The sequence below is a fragment of the Achromobacter denitrificans NBRC 15125 genome (assembly GCF_001571365.1).
Lineage (GTDB): Bacteria > Pseudomonadota > Gammaproteobacteria > Burkholderiales > Burkholderiaceae_B > Achromobacter > Achromobacter denitrificans.
Genome location: NZ_BCTQ01000006.1, coordinates 119,767 through 135,701 on the forward strand (window position 1 = coordinate 119,767; position 15,935 = coordinate 135,701).

Here is a 15,935-nt window from a genome sequence, read left to right on the forward strand (position 1 = left end):
TACCAGATGCTCGGCGCGGTCCGGCAGTTGGCGCAGCAGGGCGCGCCACTGTAGCCAGATCCTTGCTCCGGCCGGGATGGCGATGATGGCGATGACAGTCCACATGGTGAGGCTCCTGAATATTTCGCACGACCGTGCGAAATTAGGGGAAAGCAATGCGCCCGGGGCGGGGCGGCGGGCGCTACTCGATGTACTTGAAGCTGCGGTAGGTGGAAATCAGGCGTTCATAGGCGGCCCGCACGCGCTCGTGAGCCTTCGGGTCCCGCAGGAAGCGGGCGTCGTGCATCAGGCCGATCATCAGGCTGTAGACCTCGAACACCAGTTGCTCGGGATCCGTGTCCGGCCGCAGGTGGCCGGCCTCCAACGCCTGGTTTACGGTGCGCACCATGGCGGCGCGCCAGCGCCGCAGGTTGGTTTCCAGGACCGAGCGCAGCGGCGAATCCACGTCGTCGTACTCGAACGCGCCGGCCACATAAATGCAGCCGGTCAGCATCTCGACGTTGCTGGCGCGCTCGATCCATAGCGAGACCAGGGCGTTGAGCCGGGGCAAGCCGCGGGGAAAGGCCATGGCGGGGGTGAAGACCGCGGCCAGGAAGCGCTGGTCGTACTCGTCCAGCACCGCCTGCTGCAGGGCTTCCAGCGAACCGACGCGCGAGAACACACCGCTCTTGCTGATGCCCAGGCGCCGGGCGACTTGGCCGAGCGACAGGCTTTCCATGCCTTGTGCGGCGGCCATGTCCAGCGCGGCGTCCACGATGGCCGCGAAGGTCAACTCGCTTTTTTCGGTCTTGGCAGTCATGGGATGAATTTAGCACGACCGTGCGAAATAAGCGGATATTTTTTTCCGCCCATGTAAAAGGCCGGACAGCGATGCTGTCCGGCCTTGTCACCGCGAGGGGGGCTATCAGGCCTGGGCGGCCTTGAACTCCAGGCGGTACTTGTGCAGCAGCGGCTCGGTGTAGCCGTTGGGCTGCGTCAGCCCTTCGAACACCAGCGCGCAAGCGGCCTTGAACGCCAGCGAGGTATCGAAGTGGCCGGCCATCGGGCGATAGAGCGCGTCGCCGGCGTTCTGGCCGTCGACCACCTTGGCCATGCGTTTGAACGTTTCCATGACCTGTTCGCGGTTGGTGACGCCGTGGCGCAGCCAGTTGGCGATGTGCTGGCTGGAGATGCGCAGCGTGGCGCGGTCTTCCATCAGGCCGACGTTATGGATGTCCGGTACCTTGGAGCAGCCCACGCCCTGGTCGATCCAGCGCACCACGTAGCCCAGGATGCCCTGGACGTTGTTGTCCAGCTCTTGCTGGATGTCGGCGGCGGACCACTTGGAGCGGTCGCCGACCGGCACGGTCAGCAGGCCGTTCAGCAGATCGTCGCGCACGCTGTCCAGCTTGGTGCGTTCCAGTTCCTGCTGGACGGCTTGCACGTCGACCTGGTGATAGTGCAGCGCGTGCAGCGTGGCGGCGGTGGGCGAAGGCACCCAGGCGGTGTTGGCGCCGGCCTTGGGGTGCGCGATCTTCTGTTCCAGCATGGCGGCCATCAGGTCCGGCATGGCCCACATGCCCTTGCCGATCTGGGCGCGCCCGCGCAGGCCGGCGTCCAGGCCGACCAGCACGTTGTTGCGTTCGTAGGCCGTGATCCAGGCGGTGGACTTCATGTCGCCCTTGCGCAGCATGGGACCGGCCTCCATGCTGGAGTGCATTTCGTCGCCCGTGCGGTCCAGGAAGCCCGTGTTGATGAAGGCCACGCGCGCGGCGGCGGCCTCGATGCACGCCTTGAGGTTGATGCTGGTACGGCGCTCCTCGTCCATGATGCCCATTTTCAGGGTGTTGCGCGGGAGCTTCAGCAGGTCCTCGACGCGGTCGAAGAGCTCGCTGGCGAAGGCGGCCTCGGCCGGGCCGTGCATCTTGGGCTTTACGATGTAGACGGAACCGGTGCGCGAGTTCAGCTTGCGTTCGCGGTCCGGCAGCGCGGCTAGGCTGGTGACCACCGCGTCCAGGATGCCCTCGGGAATCTCGCGGCCTTCGCGGTCCAGGATGGCCGGGTTGGTCATCAGGTGGCCGACGTTGCGCACGAACATGAGCGAGCGGCCGTGCAGTGTGAGCGAGGAACCGTCGGGGCGCGTGTAGTCGCGGTCGGCGTTCAGCTTGCGGGTGAAGGTCTTGCCGCCCTTGGTGACGGCTTCGGTCAGGTCGCCCTTCATCAGGCCGAGCCAGTTGCGGTAGATCTGGACCTTGTCGGCCGCGTCCACGGCGGCGACGGAGTCCTCGCAATCCATGATGGTGGTCAGCGCGGCCTCGACCAGCACGTCCTTGACGCCGGCGGCGTCGGTGGCGCCGATGGCGTGCGCGCGATCGATCTGGATCTCGAAATGCAGGCCGTTGTTCTTGAGCAGGATGGCCGAGGGCGCGGATGCCGAGCCTTGGTAGCCGATGAATTGCGCGGCGGCCTTGAGGCCGGTCGAGCCATTGGCGAGTGCGACGCGCAGCTGGCCGTTCTCGACCGAGTAGCCGCGCGCGTCGGCATGCGAGCCCTCGGCCAGCGGAGCGGCCTCGTCGAGGAAGGCGCGGGCGCGGGCGATGACGGCGGCGCCGCGTTCCGGGTTGTAGCCGCCGCCGGTGTCGCCGGGCGTGGCGGGGATGGCGTCGGTGCCGTAGAGGGCGTCGTACAGGCTGCCCCAGCGCGCATTGGCGGCGTTCAGCGCGTAGCGCGGATTGGACATGGGCACGACCAGCTGCGGGCCGGCCTGCTGCGAGATTTCGGTGTCGACGTTATCGGTGCTGGCGCGCACCGAGGCGGGCTGCGGCAGCAGGTAGCCGATGCCTTCGAGGAATTTGCGGTAGGCGGCGGGATCCGCGATGGGACCCGGATTGGCGCGGTGCCAGGCGTCGAGTTCGGCTTGCAGGCGATCGCGTTCGGCGAGCAGGGCGCGGTTCTTGGGGGCCAGGTCGTCCACCAGGGCCGCGAATCCTTGCCAGAAACCGTCGGCATCCAGGCCGGTGCCGGGCAGCGCTTCCTGTTCGATGAATTGATTGAGATTGGCCGCCACTTGCAGGCCGTGGTGCTGGATGCGTTGAGTCATGCGGTTCTCTAGCGGTAAGTGAGGCTGGCCGGCGCCGCGCGCCGGGCGGATTTGTCGTGACATCATCGTTCGCGCTAGCCGCAATGTCCATATCAAAACCCGCTGGTCATACCAGTTTATTTTCCCGAGTCCCGGAAAAAATCCTATTTTTATGGTTTTATATCAGCTACTTACCGAGGCGTGATCTGCTGGCCCTCGCCAGGGGCGGGCTTGGTCATACCACTGGTCCGGAGGGCGCATGTACGCGGAAACAGAAGAAAAACCCCGCCAGGTGGCGGACGAGGTCGCCGAGCGCATCGAGCGCCTGATCCTGGACGGCGTGCTCAAGGCCGGCCAGGCGCTGCCGTCCGAACGGCGGCTTACCGAGAAGCTGGGCGTGTCGCGCACGGCGCTGCGCGAAGGGCTGAAGCTTCTGCGCGCGCGCGAGATCATCCATACCTCGCAGGGCAAGGGCTCCTTCGTGGCCCAGATCTCCAAGGTGGATGCCGGGCCGCTGATGCACTTGTTCAACTCGCAGCCTCGCACGCTGTACGACCTGCTGGAAGTGCGGTCGCTGTTGGAGGCGGAGTCGGCGCGGCTGGCGGCCATCCGGGGCACCGAGGCGGATTTCATCATGATCCGCCGCCGCTATGACGAAATGGTGGCGGCGCAGGGCGCGGACACCGACACGACGACGCACGCGCACCTGGACCATGCCTTCCACCTGGCGATCTGCGAAGCCTCGCACAACCCCGTGCTGGTGCATACGCTGCAATCGCTGACCGACCTGCTGCTGGGATCGGTCTTCGCCTGCGTGAACAACCTGTATCACCGCGAACCCGAGAAGCGGCAGATCGACCGCCAGCACACGCGGCTGTTCAACGCCGTCACCGGGCGCCAGCCCGAGCAGGCGCGCAAGGCGGCGGCGGATCACGTGGACAGCGTGCGCCAGAGCCTGTCGGACATCGAACAGGAAGAGCAGCGCCTGGTTCGGGCGACGCTGCGCCTGGAGGGCTGGACCTAAGCCTAGCGGTCGGCCGTGGCCTGGCCGGCGAGCGCCAGCGGCTTGCCCGCGTAGACCCGGCCGTAGCGGTTGTGCACGAAGGTCTCCAGATCGATGGCTTCCTGGCCGACGAATCCGCGCTGCGGCAGCACGCCTTGCGCCACCAGGTCGAGCGCGGCGCAGATGCCCGCCGCGGTGGACAGCTGGATTGCGCTGAGGCGATGGCCGCCGACGTCCGCGCCGAAGATGCGGACCGGGTAGGACTCTTCTTCCAGCCGCCCATTGCGGCGACCCGATGCGGACGCCTGGATCACGATCACGTCCTGTTCGGTGGTGGGAATGGCCGCCTCGAAAATTTCCTTGAGCAGGTCGCGGCGGTCGCGCAGGCGCAGGTCGTTGAGCAGCAGTTTCATGATGCCGCAGTGGCCGGGGTAGCGCACCGACTTGTAGTCCACATTGCGCGCGCGGCCGAGCAGGGTGGCGGGCAGGGTGCCGAGGCCGCCCGACGTGTTAAACGCCTCGTACTCCACGCCGTCCAGCGCGAAGGTTTCGTAGCCTTCCAGCGCCGGCACGCTGGTGAGCTGTCCGTCGACGATGGCCTCGCACGGATTGCAGTATTCGTTGATGAGCCCCTCGGTGCTCCAGGTCAGGTTGTAGCGCAGGCTGTTGGAGGGATAGCGCGGCAGGGCGCCCACGCGCATGCGCAGGTCGAGCAACGTGTCGAAGCGGCGCGCCAGCGCGTTGCCGACGATGCCGATGAAGCCGGGCGCCAGGCCGCATTGCGGCATCAGCACGCTGCGCGCGTCTTGCGCCAGCAACTGGATGGCATGCGTGCTGGCCACGTCTTCGGTCAGGTCGAAGTAGTGCACGCCGGCCTTTGCGCACAGGCCGGCCACCGCGATGGCGCGATGGAAGGGCAGCGCATTGACGACGGCGTAGCGGCCTTCGATGCACCGCGCGAGCATGTCGTCGTCCGAGATATGGCGGGTCTCGCAGCCGAGTTCGGCCACGGCGCGCAGGCGGACGGGGTCCTGGTCGGCAACCAGCACTGAGTAGTCGCCGCTGCGCTCCAGCATCAGGGCGATGGCAAAACCGATCTTGCCGGCGCCCAGGAGCAAAACGGGGCGGGGGGAGGCGTGGGACATGGCGCGGACTCCTGCGGGATGGAGGGAGGAAGTGGCCTCATCCTATGCTCGGGCGCTGTCGATGTGTAGAGGCTAAAGCGTCGTATTGGCCGTAAGTAACGTTGTTTTGACTTAATTTAATGTCGAATCGTCAAAAAAGAAGCCCCCCGGCTTGTGGCCGGAGGGCTGGGGGGGCGCTGGCCATGGCCGGGGAGGCCATGGAGGGGGATCAGCTGCCCAGGGGCGGGTAGTCCAGGTTGCCGAAGGTGACCAGGCCTTCCGACTTGGCTTGCGCCAGTTCGGTCTGGACCTGGGCGCGGCTCAGCGTCGTGGCGCGTTCGGCAGCGGCGACAGGCGGGTAGTCCAGATTGCCGAAAGTCACTTCACCGGCGTTCTTGGCCTGGGCCAGTTCGGCTTGAACTTGTTGCGAGGTCAGGCTGGACGTCTGGGCGATGGGGGCGGGATAGCCCTCTTCGCCGAACGTGTATTGGCCCGATACCTTGGCTTGTTGCAGTTCGGCCTGAACCTGGGCGCGCGTGGGGCCTTGGTCGGCTTCGGCGGCTTGGGCGCCGGCGGCTAGAACGGACATGGACAGCATCAAAGCGGTAGCAAGGGTTTTCATGGCAGACCTCCGATGTCTTGAGCTTGGGAGCCGAACCGCCGGCGTGATTGCCTGGGAGTTCGCTTGCTGTGTCCCGATGAGATGCATTCTGTGCCCAAATAGCCCTGGGATAAACCCTTATTCCCTGAAAACATCTTTCCAAAATATGGGCTAATCGGTTTCCGATTCACCAAATGGCACCATTGGTGGCGGTATTTCCATTTGATGACGCAATAGGTAGTGCCTGCCTTGGGGCAGGCAGCCAGAGAAGTCGGCGACGACGGACCGGTGCCGGGAAAGAGGCACGGAGGGAGCGGCACGGAGGATGGCCGAGGGAGACAGCTCGCGGAGAGGACGCGAGAGTTGGGGGAAGACTGGGAGGAGGAGGCAGGTCTGCGGCCCCCCGGGGGAACGTCCCGGGGCCGGAAGATCGAGACGGTCAGCGGTTCAATTCGGCCAGCGCGGCGTCGTATTCCGACTTGGCTTCGTCCAGCTTGCGCTGGGCCTTGTCGATCTTGTCCTGCTTGCCCTTGGCGCGGGCCTGCTTGAGCTCGCTTTCGCGCTCGGCCACCTTGGCCTGCTTGTCACGCACGTCGGCCTCGCGTTGCGATTGCAGGCGGCTGTCGCTGCAATTCGCCTTGGCTTCCGCCAGGGCCTTGCGCAAGCCGGCTTCGCGGCGGGTGTTGTTCTGCGCCTGGGCGGCGGCGATGTCGTTCTCGATGTGGCAGAACTTGGCGGCGCAGCCGCGCAGCGCCGAGCAGTCGCCGGCGGCCTGGGCCGGGGAGGCTCCGAGGGTGGCGGCCGCCACGGCCGCCAGGGCCAGGGATTTGAGCAAAGCAGGCATGCGAATCTCCGTAAGTGCAGTGCGATAGGCCTATCATCGCCCGCGCTGGCTCGCCAAGCAACGCGCCTCAGCGGATCAGCGTGCCGGCCAGCGCGGCGGCCACCAGCAAGGCGCCCAGCCAGAGGTTGGCGCGGAACAGCATGAAATTGCGGTCGGGACGCTGGATGTCGAACACTTTCAGCTGCCATGCCAGGTGGATAGCCACCGCGGCCATGCCGACCTGGTAGGCCCACGACAGGCCGATGGCGTAGCCGCCCCAGGCCCACAGCACGATGGTGCCCAGGTAGAAGCCGCCGATCCAGAGCTTGCCCTGGTCGCCGAAACGCATGGCGGTGGAATGCAGGCCCAGGCTGCGGTCGTCCCGCACGTCCACGTAGGCGTAGATGCTGTCATAGCCCACCTGCCACAGCACGGCGCCCGCCCACATCGCGATGGCGGCCAGCGGCACGTGATTCTGGGTGTCCGACCAGGCCATGAGCATGCCCCAGTTGAAGCAGATGCCCAGCACGACCTGCGGCCAGTACGTGACGCGCTTGCACAGCGGATAGATGAAGACGAAGGGCAGCACCGCCACCGCCAGCCAGCGGCTCATGTCGTTCAGGAAGAACAGCAGCGACCCGCAGACCAGCAATTGCCCGAGCAGGAACCAGACCGCGTTCTTCATCGTGAGCTGGCCGCTGGTCAGCGGGCGGAAGCGCGTGCGCTCGACGTGCTTGTCGAAGTTGCGGTCGCACATGTCGTTGACGGTGCAGCCGATGCCGCGCATGAGCAGGGCGCCCAGCGAAAACACGATCAGGCGCCGCAGGTCCGGCAGGCCGCCCGCGGCCTGCACCAGCGCGGCGATCGCGGGCAGCAGCGTCAGCCAGGTGCCGATCGGGCGGTCCAGGCGGCAAAGCCGGGCATACGGCCGCCACGATTTCGGCAGCCAGCGTTCGACCCAGTCGGTGAAGACGATATCGCTGAGGTCGACGGGAGATTGTTGGGGAGCGCTCACTGTCACGGCGAAACGGAGTGGGGAAAACCGACAGCATAAAACAATGGCGGCTCGGGCATTACGCCGAGCCGCTCCGTATGCCGCGGTGTCCGTGCTTCGCATGTGTCTGACACCCGTATGGGAGATGCTACGGCTTGCGTCAGTACTCCTCGGGTGTCAGACACTTGCTGCATTTCCTCCACATGCCGCCGTTGCGCCCCCAAGCGGGGCCGCACGGATCCGGCTCCGCCGGTCCGTAGTGGCGCCCCCCTGGGGGGGAAGCGCCGCAGGCGCTTCGGGGGGGGGGAGACCCCTACGCCTCGCGCAGCAGCTTGCCCAGGATGGCGATGCCGGTGCGGATCTTGTCTTCCGGCACGGTGGCGAAGCTCAGGCGCAGCGTATTGGACTTGCCGGCGCCGCAGTAGAAGGGCGCGCCGGGCACGAACGCCACGTTCTGGGCGATGGCCTTCTCCAGCAGCTTGGTGCTGTCGATGTGTTCCGGCAGCGTCAGCCAGATGAACATGCCGCCTTCGGGCTTGGTCCAGGTGACGGTGGACGGGAACTCGCGCGAGATGGCGTCCAGCATGCAGCTGCCCTGGGCGCGGTAGATTTCGCGCACGTTGGGCAGGTGCTCTTTCAGGAAGCCGCCCTTGACGATCTCGTACACGGCCATCTGGGTCAGCGTGGGCGTGTGCAGGTCGGTGGCTTGCTTGGCCTGCACCAGTTTGTTGATGAGCGGGCGCGCGGCGGCGATGTAGCCCAGGCGCAGGCCCGGCGCCAGCACCTTCGAGAAGGTGCCCAGGCGGACGACGTTGGCGCCGTGCTCGGCGGCCAGCGCGATCAGGCCCGGCTGCGGCTCGCCCGCGTAGCGCAGTTCACCGTAGGGATCGTCTTCGACGATGGTCAGGTTCAGTTCCGCGGCGCGCTTGACCAGCGCCACGCGGCGTTCCAGGTTGAGCGTGCGGCCGGTGGGGTTCTGGAAATTGGGCAGCGCGTACAGGAAGCGCGCGCCGTCGGCCAGTTCCGGGGTGATGGCTTCCGGAATCAGGCCGCCTTCATCCGTGGCGACCGGCGTGAACTTCGGCTGGTACAGGCTGAACGATTGCAGGGCGCCCAGGTAGCTGGGATCCTCGACCAGCACCTTGCTGTCCTTGTCGATCAGCACCTTGCCCAGCAGATCGAGCGCCTGCTGCGAGCCCGACACGATCAGGATCTGGTCGGCGGTGACGCTGGCGCCCGCGGCGTTCAGGTCGTCGGCGACCCATTGGCGCAGGGGCGCGTAGCCCTCGGTCGGGCCGTACTGCAGGGCGGCGCGGCCGTTGGTGGCCAATACCTTGTCGAATGCCTCTCGCACCACTTCTACCGGGAAGCCGCCGGGCGCCGGCAGGCCGCCGGCGAACGAAATGACTTCGGGACGCTCGGTTACCTTGAGGATCTCGCGGATGGCGGAGCTGGTGAGTTGCTGGGCGCGTTCCGAGAAGGAAAACGCTGGTTCGAGAGGCTTGTCCATGGAGTGCTTCTTGATCAAGAAGAGTGGGAAGAGACGGGCGTTTTTTTCCCTTCGGAAGGCCCGGATGTAAAAAACAGCGAAAAGTATTGTCCCACACGGCAGGGGCCCGGCCCCCATAATGGCCGGAACCCCTAAAATCACCTGCACCGATAATCGCCTGTACAGTTACATTTCCGCCATGTTCGAAGCCGCCCCGATCACCGCCGCCACCAAGGCCGCCCTGTATGCCGAGCTGGCCGTCCAGGCCCGCGCCCTGCTGGATGGCGAGCGCGACCGCATCGCCAATGCCGCCAACCTGAGCGCGCTGGCCTATCAAGCCTTGCCCGACCTGAACTGGGCGGGCTTCTATTTCTTCGACGGCACCGAACTGGTGTTGGGCCCCTTCCAGGGCAAGCCGGCCTGCGTGCGCATTCCGCTGAACCGCGGCGTGTGCGGCGCTGCCGCCAGCCAGCGCCAGACCCAGCTGGTGCCCGACGTGCATGCGTTCCCGGGCCACATCGCCTGCGACGCGGCCTCGCGTTCCGAGATCGTCGTGCCCCTGGTCCTGGCGGGCCAGCTGATCGGCGTCTGGGACGTGGACAGCCCGGTGCCGGACCGCTTCGACGAAGACGACCGCAAGGGCATGGAAGCGCTGTGCGCGGTGTTCCTGGCGAGCCTGGGCTGACTTCCTCCCGCGCCAGGGCGCGGCGCGCCATCGCCAGCGCCGTTGACACGGTGGCGGGCTCCCGGTAGATTTCCACTTCTGCGTTTCCCGCGCCAGTCGCCAACCGCAATACCCGATTCATGATTCATCAGGCCAACCCATCCGCTTTCCTGCTCCGCGCCCTCGGCGTGGTGCTGGCTTGCGCCGGCCTGAAATCCAAAAAACAGCCGCTCATCTGACCGGAGCATGCTGTTCCGTCAGATGGGCGACGGAACAGCGGCCTCCTGGCGGCGCTTTGCGCCGTCCGCGCATCCCCTCTGATATCCCGAGCACTTCTGTACGGTCCAACCACGGTCCTACACCGAAGGAGTGTTCACATGCAATCTCGTCATCAATCCCCGATCCAGGGCGTCTGGGTGCCTCTCGTCACGCCGTTTTCCGGCGGCGCCGTCGACGGGGGGGCCTTGCGCCGGCTGGTGCGCCACTATGCCGCCGCGGGCGTGGACGGACTGGTCGTGTGCGGCAGCACGGGCGAGGCCGCGGCCCTGGACGACGCCGAACAACTGGCCGTGCTGGACGCCGTGCTGACCGAGGCGGGCGCGCTGCCCGTCATGATGGGCCTGGCCGGCAATCACCAGGGGCACGTGCTGCAGCGCCTGGCGGCCTTCGGCACGCGCCCGCTGGCCGGCATCCTGGCTCCCGCGCCGTACTACGTGCGCCCCGGTCAGGAAGGCGCCGCCGCGTATTTCCGCTGTCTGGCCGATGCCTCGCGCTTTCCCCTGGTGCTTTACGACATTCCATACCGGACGGGCGCGACACTCGATGCCTCGACCCTGCTCGCGCTCGCGGCGCATCCGAACATCGCCGCGATCAAGGATTGCGGCGGTTCGCTGGAGAAGACGGTCGCGCTGATCGCCGACGGCAACATGAATGTGCTGGCGGGCGAGGACCTGCAGTCGCTGTCGCTGCTGTGCCTGGGCGGCGCCGGCATGATCGCGGCGGCGGCGCACATCCGGCCGGACCTGTTCGTGGCCATGCATCGCGCGGTGCGGGCGCAACAGCTGGACCAGGCCAGGGCGCTGTTCCATGCGCTGGTCCCGGTGATCCAGCTGGCGTTCGCCGAGCCCAATCCCGGCCCAGTGAAGGCCCAGCTGGACCGCCAGGGGCTGCTGAGCGCGGAACTGCGGCAACCCATGCCGCGCGCCAGCGCGGCGGTGGCCGCCCGGATGGAAGCGGCAGTGGCCGGACTCAATCGCCAGTATCCTCAGTAGGGAAGCGCCGCGCGTAGGCAACCCGCCAGCTTTGTGGCGTTCGGATTCATTTGGTAATAAATGACCTACCGGGAAGCTGACGGATTGCTTATGATGCGGCCATTCTTCGGGGTGAAACAAAACGTTCATGGCCCAAGCTTTTGAAGCCTTGTCCGCCTGGCAGGTGATGCTGGCGGGCTTGCTGTTCTTCGGTGGCATCTATCTGGTTTTCGGCGCGGCCACCTGGCTGTTGACGCACTACCTCCTGCCCGCCCTGGGCATCGGGCGCGCCCTGGATCCGCGCCCGATCGCGCCCGGCCAGTTGCGGCGCGAGTTCGCCCAGTCCGGCCTGTCCATCCTGCTGTTCGGCACGGGCATGATTTTCCCGTGGGGCCTGCTGCAGCTGGGATGGGCGCACCTGGATCCGGATGCCGGCTGGCGGCAGATCCTGGTCGAGATCCTGGTGCTGGTGGCCTGGAACGACGTGCACTTCTGGGTCAACCACCGGCTGCTGCACACCCGGCCGCTGCGCCGCTTCCACCTGCCGCATCACCGTTCGGTCGTGACCACGCCATTCTCCACCTACAGCTTCCATCCGGTCGAAGCGCTGATGCTGGGCAACGTGATCCTGCTGCCCATGGTGCTGCACGATTTCAGCTTCTGGTCGCTGGCCTCCGTGCCGCTCTTTAGCCTGTTCTTCAATTGCATCGGGCACGCCAACTACGACTTCTTTCCCCGCGTGTCCTATGCGCACTGGTTCGCCGCCAGCCGCCGCCATCATCTGCACCATGCCTGCTACAACGGCAACTACGGCTTCCAGTTCACCTTCATGGACCGCCTGTTCCGCACCCGGCTCAGGGCCGAGGCGGCGGCCCCCCAGCTGGATGCCTTCCGGCAGCGAGAATCGCTTGGCGGACGGGCCTGAGGCGCTGTCGCGGCTGCCGTCGCTGCGCAACCGGCGCGACTGGCAAAGCCTGGCCTACCTGGCCGCCCAGCCCGTGCTGGCGGCCTGGCAATGGGTGCACGGATTCTGGTGGCCCCTGTACGGCTTGATGCTGTTCCTGACCCTGGGCATCGGCGTCATCCATCACAACCACACGCACCTGCGGATGTGGCGCGGCCGCTGGGCCAACCGAGCCACCGATTTCTGGATCACCTTGCTGCAGGGGCATCCCACGTTCGTGTTCTATCCGGCCCACGTGGCCAATCATCACCGCTACCGGCACGGCGCGCTCGATGCGGCGCGCACTTACCGTTTCGGGGGCGACACCAACCATCTGTGGGGCTATCTCCTCCACCCGCTGCAGGCCGTCTGGGTGCTGTATCCGCTGTTCTTCGCCTGGCTGGGCCGGCTGCGCCGCCGCTGGCCGGGCGCGTGGCGCTACTGCATGGCGCAGTATGGCGCCTGGCTGGGGCTGTGGGGCGGCCTGTTGGCGCTGAATCCCGCGAAGGCCCTGGTATTCGTCATCATCCCGCAGCTGCACGGCCTGCATTGGCTGCTGGCCACGAACTATCTGCAACATGCGCACGCCGACGGCGGCCCGCGGTCCGTCGCGGGGCTGGACTACGCGCGCAATTTCGAGGGGCTGGTCAATCCGCTGCTCTTCAACATCGGCCTGCACACCGCGCACCACGAGCATTCACGCGCGCATTGGTCCGAGCTGACCCATCTGCACCGCGAACGCTACCGCGACCGCGTGCACCCGGCATTGAACGAGCGCGGGCTGACGCCCTATATGTTCCGCGTCTTCGCGCTGGGCACGTTCCTGCCGCGTTTCCGCAGCCGTTCGCGCATGGCGCCCGAGCACGTCCGCTAGCGCCGCAATCCATTCATCCACAAGAGACCCGCCATGCCTATTGCGTTTCATCGCGTCTATCTGGAGAGCGCCGGCTATTTCATGCCGGGCGAACCCGTGTCCAACGAGGCCATGGACAGCTACATCGCCCCGTTGAACCGCCTGTCCGGCCGGATCAAGAGCCGCATCCTGGCCGAGAACGGCATCAAGCAACGCTACTACGCGATCGACGCCGAGGGCGCCACCGTCTTCAGCAACGCGCAGCTGGCGGCCAACGCAATCCGAGATTGCCTGCGGCGCGGCGATAGCGATCTGGCGGACGTGTCGCTGCTGGCCAGCGGCTCATCCGGCGGGGATGCGCTGATGCCGGGATTCTCGAACATGATCCAGGGCGAGTTGGCCGCTCCGCCCATGGAAACGCTGTCCGTGCACGGCATCTGCGCGGCGGGCGTGTCGGCCATCCAGGTCGCCGCGCAGGGCGTGGAAATGGGCGGGCACGCCAGCGCGCTGGCGGTGGCCAGCGAACTCCCCTCGCGGCTGTTCAAGCGCTCGCGCTTCGCCGCGAGAGGGTACGACGCCGATTTCGACGCCCACTTCCTGCGCTGGATGCTGTCGGATGGCGCGGGGGCGGTGCTGCTCGGCAATACCGGGCGGCCGCTGCCCGGGGCATCGCAGGGCGTGCGCCTGCGCCTGAAGTGGGTGCACCAGCGCTCCTTCTCCGGCGACTACCCGGTGTGCATGCAGCTGGGGTTGTCGGCCGACCGCGCAAAAGGGCACCTGGACTACCCCTCGTGGAACGAGGCGGAGACCGATGGCGCGCTCTCCTTGCGCCAGGACATCCGCCTGCTGCCGCATCTGTTCGATATCGGCATCCATGAGTACGCCAAGCTGGTGCGCGACGGCTGGGTGGATCCGGACCAGGTGGATCACTTCCTGTGCCATTACTCGTCCGAGAAATTCATCCCCGTGGTCGAGGACCTCATGGAGAAGGCCGGCCTGGTGATTCCCCGCGACCGCTGGTTCAGCAACCTGGCGTGGCGAGGCAACACGGGCGCGGCTTCCATCCTGATCATGCTGGCGGAATTCCTGGAGACGCGCGAGGTGAAGCCGGGCGAGCAGATCTTCTGCTACATCCCCGAATCCGGACGCTTCATGGCCGCCTACATGCTGCTGGAAGCCGAGGCCGTGCACGATCGGCCGGCGGTGGCCGCAGCGCCCGCGCGAGCGGCCCCGGCGGCCCGCGAGGATGCGCACAGCGGCGATGCGGAAGCGATCGCTCCGCCGCACGATCCGGAAATGGCGCCGCAGGGCCTGGGCCAGTTGCTGACCGAGCTGGCGGCGATCTGGCACGACTACCGCTCGCGGGTCTGGCGCACGCCGGTGGTGCGGCGCCTGCGCGACCGGCGCTTCCAGACCGCCGATTACCTCAACTGGATGGAGAACTGGATTCCGCAGGTGCGCGAGGGCAGCAAGTGGATGCGCGAAGGCGCGGCCTCGCTGTCCGAGCAGTATGCGCCCCTGGCGGCGCTGATCGACACGCATGCCGGCGAAGAACAGAACGACTTCGAGATCCTGTTCAGCGACTATCGCAAGGCGGGCGGCGCGGTGGCCGACATCGATGCCCTGCGCCGCAATCCGGGCGGCGAGGCGCTCAACGCCTATCTGCACGGACTGGCGGCCACGCGCGATCCGATCGGGCTGCTAGGCGCCATCTACATCATCGAAGGCACCGGCCAGCGCATCGTGCCGGCGCTGCTGCCCCTGCTCAAGGCCAGCCTGTCGCTGCCGCCCGATGCCTGCCGCTTCCTCGAATACCACGGCCACAACGACGAACACCACCTGGCGCGCTGGCTGTCGGCGGTGGAGCTGGCGCTGGATTGCGACGAAGACGGCCTCGCCGAGCGGCGCATCGTCGATACCGCGCGCCGCACGGCCGCGCTGTACCTGATGCAGTTTCATCACGTGATGGAGGACGACCGGGCATGAACCAGGAACCGGAGTTCCTCTCCCGGGAGCATGATCCCGCCGATCCCAGCCCCTGGCTGGCCCTTTACCTGGACCGCAGTACGCCCTTGCCGGACAAGGTGAAGAAGGCTTGGCTGACCGATTCCAGCTGCGCCTCGCGCCAATACCTGCTGCCGTTTCTGCGGCCGCTGGCGCGCGCGTTCATCATCCTGATCCAGGTCGTCAAGACCTTCCTGCCGCGCCGCTGGTCGCATTCGCGGTTGCTGCACCGCATCCTGGCATGGGGGCTCAAGCGCTTCGTGTCGCCGGAGGCCAACTGGCTCATCCTGCGGCACTTCCACCTGGGCGCGCAGATCCTGTCCTTCATCGCGGCCAACTCGCCCGTGCCCGTCACGACCACGCCGCTGGAGCCGCGCAACATCGACGACCTGAAGGACGATCTTTTCGTCAAGCACGACCTGAACCTGTTCAACTTCGTCATCCGGCTGAACCAGGCGCTGCGCGATGCGGGCGTCGAAATGCACGCGCCCGAACGTGTCGATTTCTCGATGATCCGGGATCCCGATTTGTTGCTGGAAGACATGCCCCGGGGCAAGCTGAACTTCCTGGACCTGCAAAGCGCGATCGAGCTCTTCACGCCGCTCTACCAGCTGATGCTGACCGACAACGACTTCTGGCGCGCGGCGAATTCCCTGCAGCTCGACGAGACCATCGGCATCTACGCGGCCAAGCTGCTGGGGGCGCCGCAACACCTGATCCTGGTCAACAACAATCACCCGCTGGTGCCGATGTCGACCCTGCGCGCCGGCTATCGCCTGGTGCTGCATGGCCTGTCGACCGAGATGTTGCACAGCCTGTTGATGGAAATGAAGGCCGCGCAGCAAGGCGGGGAACCGCCGGCGCCGATCGCGTAGCAGCGCGCGTGTGAGCGATCGGGCGGCCTGGCGTCGTGTTTGACCGCCGTATCGGGGCGACGCTTATAGGAGCTGCCCGTACCGAAGAACAGCTAGTGCTATCCACAATTGCCTGTTGCGGCGCTTCTGCGCACCATCGCGGGCTTTGCTGCGGGGATCGGCCGCGGCGGCAGGCGGACGATCCGCGCGCAGTCCGGTGCCGGGCAGGAGCGCTGCGGTATATTGCAGCGCTCGTCCGGTTGCCGATGTCGATC

The 15,935-nt window shown here is 66.6% G+C and carries 14 protein-coding genes; 7 read left to right on the plus strand and 7 right to left on the minus strand.

Translation table 11 applies throughout. The features are described 5' to 3' along the window. Window positions 1-181 precede the first annotated feature (181 nt). Entirely contained in the window at window positions 182-799 is a 618-nt protein-coding gene (locus ADE01S_RS07360; RefSeq protein WP_062680962.1) for a TetR/AcrR family transcriptional regulator, read from the minus strand. A gap of 105 nt (window positions 800-904) precedes the next feature. Next, complete coding sequence (locus ADE01S_RS07365; RefSeq protein WP_062680963.1) at window positions 905-3,079, minus strand: malate synthase G; 2,175 nt, start codon at window positions 3,077-3,079, stop codon at window positions 905-907. Window positions 3,080-3,317: 238 nt separating this feature from the next. Here ADE01S_RS07365 and glcC point away from each other — a divergent pair, with 238 nt between their 5' ends. Then, entirely contained in the window at window positions 3,318-4,082 is a 765-nt protein-coding gene (gene glcC, locus ADE01S_RS07370) for a transcriptional regulator GlcC (protein WP_062680965.1), read from the plus strand. Between the two features lie 2 nt (window positions 4,083-4,084). On the opposite strand, the gene ADE01S_RS07375 is transcribed toward glcC, so the two are convergent. From ADE01S_RS07375 to ADE01S_RS07395, 5 genes are all read right to left on the minus strand, one after another. Next, a complete protein-coding gene (locus ADE01S_RS07375; protein WP_062680967.1) occupies window positions 4,085-5,206 on the minus strand; it encodes a saccharopine dehydrogenase family protein in 1,122 nt (373 codons plus the stop codon). Between the two features lie 208 nt (window positions 5,207-5,414). Further along, complete coding sequence (locus ADE01S_RS07380; protein ID WP_075873487.1) at window positions 5,415-5,807, minus strand: DUF4148 domain-containing protein; 393 nt, start codon at window positions 5,805-5,807, stop codon at window positions 5,415-5,417. A gap of 418 nt (window positions 5,808-6,225) precedes the next feature. After that, window positions 6,226-6,630 (minus strand): DUF1090 domain-containing protein, encoded by a 405-nt coding sequence (locus tag ADE01S_RS07385; protein ID WP_062680971.1) that lies wholly within the window; start codon window positions 6,628-6,630, stop codon window positions 6,226-6,228. A 67-nt stretch (window positions 6,631-6,697) separates the two neighbouring features. Beyond that, window positions 6,698-7,624 (minus strand): 4-hydroxybenzoate octaprenyltransferase, encoded by a 927-nt coding sequence (gene ubiA / locus ADE01S_RS07390; protein ID WP_062680973.1) that lies wholly within the window; start codon window positions 7,622-7,624, stop codon window positions 6,698-6,700. A 292-nt stretch (window positions 7,625-7,916) separates the two neighbouring features. Further along, complete coding sequence (locus tag ADE01S_RS07395; RefSeq protein WP_062681102.1) at window positions 7,917-9,113, minus strand: aminotransferase-like domain-containing protein; 1,197 nt, start codon at window positions 9,111-9,113, stop codon at window positions 7,917-7,919. Between the two features lie 178 nt (window positions 9,114-9,291). Between ADE01S_RS07395 and msrC the strand changes: the two genes are divergently transcribed. The 6 genes from msrC to ADE01S_RS07425 all read left to right on the plus strand — a co-directional run bounded on the left by msrC (window position 9,292) and on the right by ADE01S_RS07425 (window position 15,681). Then, entirely contained in the window at window positions 9,292-9,777 is a 486-nt protein-coding gene (gene msrC, locus ADE01S_RS07400) for a free L-methionine (R)-S-oxide reductase MsrC (protein ID WP_062680975.1), read from the plus strand. A 356-nt stretch (window positions 9,778-10,133) separates the two neighbouring features. Further along, window positions 10,134-11,027 (plus strand): 4-hydroxy-tetrahydrodipicolinate synthase, encoded by an 894-nt coding sequence (gene dapA, locus ADE01S_RS07405; protein ID WP_062680977.1) that lies wholly within the window; start codon window positions 10,134-10,136, stop codon window positions 11,025-11,027. 127 nt (window positions 11,028-11,154) lie between these two features. Further along, on the plus strand, window positions 11,155-11,931 hold the full coding sequence (locus tag ADE01S_RS07410) for a sterol desaturase family protein (RefSeq protein ID WP_062680979.1): 777 nt from the start codon (window positions 11,155-11,157) through the stop codon (window positions 11,929-11,931). Then, window positions 11,891-12,823 (plus strand): fatty acid desaturase, encoded by a 933-nt coding sequence (locus ADE01S_RS07415; protein ID WP_082775726.1) that lies wholly within the window; start codon window positions 11,891-11,893, stop codon window positions 12,821-12,823. The genes ADE01S_RS07410 and ADE01S_RS07415 overlap by 41 nt, the downstream gene beginning before the upstream one ends. A 33-nt stretch (window positions 12,824-12,856) precedes the next feature. Beyond that, a complete protein-coding gene (locus ADE01S_RS07420; RefSeq protein ID WP_062680983.1) occupies window positions 12,857-14,788 on the plus strand; it encodes a StlD/DarB family beta-ketosynthase in 1,932 nt (643 codons plus the stop codon). Next, entirely contained in the window at window positions 14,785-15,681 is an 897-nt protein-coding gene (locus ADE01S_RS07425; RefSeq protein WP_062680985.1) for a DUF6999 family protein, read from the plus strand. The genes ADE01S_RS07420 and ADE01S_RS07425 overlap by 4 nt, the downstream gene beginning before the upstream one ends. The last annotated feature ends 254 nt before the right edge of the window (window positions 15,682-15,935 follow it).

Excerpts from the sequence above, each read along its gene's own strand:
- ADE01S_RS07360 (WP_062680962.1), bottom strand. The coding sequence starts at position 799 with ATGACTGCCAAGACCGAAAAAAGCGAGTTGACCTTCGCGGCCATCGTG.
- ADE01S_RS07365 (WP_062680963.1), bottom strand. The coding sequence starts at position 3,079 with ATGACTCAACGCATCCAGCACCACGGCCTGCAAGTGGCGGCCAATCTC.
- glcC (WP_062680965.1), top strand. The coding sequence starts at position 3,318 with ATGTACGCGGAAACAGAAGAAAAACCCCGCCAGGTGGCGGACGAGGTC.
- ADE01S_RS07375 (WP_062680967.1), bottom strand. The coding sequence starts at position 5,206 with ATGTCCCACGCCTCCCCCCGCCCCGTTTTGCTCCTGGGCGCCGGCAAG.
- ADE01S_RS07380 (WP_075873487.1), bottom strand. The coding sequence starts at position 5,807 with ATGAAAACCCTTGCTACCGCTTTGATGCTGTCCATGTCCGTTCTAGCC.
- ADE01S_RS07385 (WP_062680971.1), bottom strand. The coding sequence starts at position 6,630 with ATGCCTGCTTTGCTCAAATCCCTGGCCCTGGCGGCCGTGGCGGCCGCC.
- ADE01S_RS07395 (WP_062681102.1), bottom strand. The coding sequence starts at position 9,113 with ATGGACAAGCCTCTCGAACCAGCGTTTTCCTTCTCGGAACGCGCCCAG.
- msrC (WP_062680975.1), top strand. The coding sequence starts at position 9,292 with ATGTTCGAAGCCGCCCCGATCACCGCCGCCACCAAGGCCGCCCTGTAT.
- dapA (WP_062680977.1), top strand. The coding sequence starts at position 10,134 with ATGCAATCTCGTCATCAATCCCCGATCCAGGGCGTCTGGGTGCCTCTC.
- ADE01S_RS07410 (WP_062680979.1), top strand. The coding sequence starts at position 11,155 with ATGGCCCAAGCTTTTGAAGCCTTGTCCGCCTGGCAGGTGATGCTGGCG.
- ADE01S_RS07415 (WP_082775726.1), top strand. The coding sequence starts at position 11,891 with ATGCCTTCCGGCAGCGAGAATCGCTTGGCGGACGGGCCTGAGGCGCTG.
- ADE01S_RS07420 (WP_062680983.1), top strand. The coding sequence starts at position 12,857 with ATGCCTATTGCGTTTCATCGCGTCTATCTGGAGAGCGCCGGCTATTTC.
- ADE01S_RS07425 (WP_062680985.1), top strand. The coding sequence starts at position 14,785 with ATGAACCAGGAACCGGAGTTCCTCTCCCGGGAGCATGATCCCGCCGAT.